This is a genomic window from Brevibacterium picturae (assembly GCF_030453725.1).
Taxonomy (GTDB): Bacteria; Actinomycetota; Actinomycetes; order Actinomycetales; family Brevibacteriaceae; genus Brevibacterium; species Brevibacterium sandarakinum_A.
Genome location: NZ_JAKDJU010000296.1, coordinates 1 through 2356 on the forward strand (window position 1 = coordinate 1; position 2356 = coordinate 2356).

The 2356-nt window shown below is 62.2% G+C and carries 2 protein-coding genes and 1 tRNA gene; 2 read left to right on the plus strand and 1 reads right to left on the minus strand.

Annotated elements, in window-relative coordinates; genetic code table 11:
* The first annotated feature begins 123 nt into the window (after window positions 1-123).
* Complete coding sequence (locus tag L0G76_RS15770) at window positions 124-1506, plus strand: dicarboxylate/amino acid:cation symporter (protein WP_304358080.1); 1383 nt, start codon at window positions 124-126, stop codon at window positions 1504-1506.
* A 22-nt stretch (window positions 1507-1528) separates the two neighbouring features.
* Window positions 1529-2065, plus strand: a complete 537-nt coding sequence (locus L0G76_RS15775; protein WP_304358081.1) for a GNAT family N-acetyltransferase — start codon at window positions 1529-1531, stop codon at window positions 2063-2065.
* A gap of 148 nt (window positions 2066-2213) precedes the next feature.
* Here L0G76_RS15775 and L0G76_RS15780 read toward each other — a convergent pair.
* A tRNA-Leu gene (locus L0G76_RS15780) sits at window positions 2214-2295 on the minus strand.
* Window positions 2296-2356: the final 61 nt, after the last annotated feature.

Genomic DNA, 2356 nt, shown 5'->3' on the forward strand with positions numbered 1-2356 from the left:
AGAGTGAGAGGCACTTCACTGTGACTTGCGGAATTTCCGAGATTGCTCAACAGTTGTCCATTGGGTTGAGCATCGCTTGAGTGAGCGTCGCTCGTCAACCGACAGTCGAAGAAGAGGAATGGCATGAGATTGCCCAAGTGGAGCAGATCATTCGGGGTGCAGGTCACCATCGCCCTGATCGCAGGCGTGATACTCGGACTGATCGCGCGGTCCTGGGGACCGGTCAGCGAGAGTCAGGACAACTGGCTCGGCCAGACCTTGGGTACCATCGGGTCCTCCTACGTGACCCTGCTCAAGGCCGCCGTCGTGCCGCTGGTGATCACTGCGATCATCGCCAGCATCGGCAATCTGCGCAAGGTCACCAACGCTGCCCGACTCGCGGTCTCAACCCTTCTGTGGTTCGCCTTCACGGCACTCATCGCCGTCCTCATCGGCCTCATCCTCGGCGTCGTCCTGCAACCGGGAATGCACGCAGACGCCACATCGTTGAGCGGTTCTGCCCCGGATAACGAAGGAAGTTGGATCGGCTTCCTCACCGGGCTCGTACCCGTCAACTTCCTCGGACTCGAGGTGGCCACCTCGGCCGATGAGGCTGGAGGGTTGGTCTCCGAGGTCGACTTCAACATCCTTCAGCTGATCATCGTCTCGGGCGCGATCGGCATCGCCGCGGTCAAGGTCGGCAAGGCCGCCGAGCCCTTCCTGGAGTTCGTCGAGGCGGCCCTGGCCGTCGTGCAGAAGGTCGTCTGGTGGATTGTGCGCATCGCACCGATCGGCACCCTCGGGCTCATCGGCAATGCCGTGAACTCCTACGGCTGGTCGACCATGGGGTCCCTGCTGTGGTTCGTCGTCGCCGTCTACCTCGGCCTGGCGCTCGTGTTCTTCGTCGTGTACCCGACCCTGGCCAAGCTCAACGGCCTCTCGGTTCGTCAGTACTTCTCCGGGGTGTGGCCGGCCACTCAGTTGGGCTTCGTGTCCCGGTCGTCGATCGGAACCATGCCTGTGACACAGAAGGTCACCACCGACAACTTCGGTGTTCCCCAGAGCTACGCCGCCTTCGCTGTGCCCTTTGGTGCGACAACGAAGATGGATGGGTGTGCCGCGATCTATCCGGCGATCGCCGCCGTCTTCGTCGCCCAGTTCTTCGGGATCGAACTCGGCGCCGTGCAGTACTTCCTCATCATCTTCGTCTCCGTCATCGGTTCGGCCGCGACTGCCGGAACCACCGGAGCCACCGTGATGCTCACGCTGACTCTGTCCACGCTCGGCCTGCCGCTCGAAGGCGTCGGCCTGCTGCTGGCGATCGAGCCGATCGTCGACATGGGACGCACGGCGCTCAACGTCTCAGGACAGGCTCTGGTACCCGCAATCGTGGCCAAGCGCCACGGAATCCTCGACGAAGCCCGCTACGACTCCGCGCGCATCGATGGCTATGTTCCGGTCGAGGAGAACGCAGGCGATTCTGACGAGGCAACACTTGAAGAGTCATCGGGAGGCCCGCGTTTGTGAGCAGCCCGCACCGGCGGCCGGTATGAGCATTTCGCTCATGCCGGCCTCCGGCGTCACTGAGCGAGAGGCCCGACAGATTGCCCAGTTGTTCGCAGACCTTGTGGCCGATGGTGCAGCACTCGGGTGGGTCGACCCTCCCGATGACGCTGAGATCGCCGTGCTGCTCACGGAGCTCGCTCCCGCAGTGGGCTCAAACGACGCCCGAGCTGCGATCGCTCGGACGTTCACGGATGACACAGCCGGTCGGATCGTCGGCTTTGCCTATTGGACGCGCTATACACGCGCGACCCATCGACCGCACGTTGACCTGGAGAAGCTGGCCGTAGCCCGGGGCGCACGGGGATGCGGGATCGGAACGACATTGATGAACGCGCTCATCGCTTCGGCGCACGATCTCAACGTCGAAGTCATCACCCTGGACCTGCGCGGCGACAACACGTCCGCGATCAGGCTCTATCAGAAGTTGGGTTTTGAACGATACGGACTTCTGCCGGATTTCGTCGCGGTGGGCGACAAGCGCTGCGACAAGCACTTCTACTCCCTCGATCTGCGACGCTGACAGCAGCCGCCCGTACTGACGGTCGTCGTTCGTGGCGCCGGGAGCGGGATGAATTGCCCCGGGAGTGGGATGAAGGGTCAGATTGTGCGTCGACAATGAAAAAAGTGCCGCGACATCGAGTCAACGATGCCGCGGCACTTCACATCTGTACCGGATGTGGGACTCGAACCCACACGTCTTTCGACAATGCATTTTGAGTGCACCGCGTCTACCGATTCCGCCAATCCGGCTCGGTCGCGAAGCGAATCCGCGACAGGCTTGAGTTTACGACAGCTTTTATGTGATTGCACA